General features: G+C 39.6%; 1 pseudogene. It reads right to left on the bottom strand.

Annotated elements, in window-relative coordinates:
- Nucleotides 1-215, bottom strand: a pseudogene (locus H5232_RS23850) (DUF2931 domain-containing protein); the annotation flags it as partial.
- Nucleotides 216-245: the final 30 nt, after the last annotated feature.

Raw genomic sequence — 245 nt, 5'->3', positions numbered from 1 at the left:
ACACCACTTGTTTTACCGGCACTTTGCCAGCAACAACCAAGGCTCCCCATAGGAATACCCCAACTATTATCAAAAGTGATTGATTGCACCCAGATTTCATTACCCTTTTGTGTCGCACCGCCTGCAACCATGTAATCAATTGTTCCTGTTGACGAGCAACCTATTACAAATAATGTTAAAGCAAGTGTGATGAGTGATTTTATGAGCTTGTCCATAATCTATATCCATTTATTAATTGTGATTGC

Origin of the sequence: Pseudoalteromonas sp. SG41-5, from assembly GCF_014164495.1 — a bacterium.
GTDB lineage: Bacteria > Pseudomonadota > Gammaproteobacteria > Enterobacterales > Alteromonadaceae > Pseudoalteromonas > Pseudoalteromonas rhizosphaerae.
This window is presented reverse-complemented; position numbering and strand designations above follow the sequence as displayed.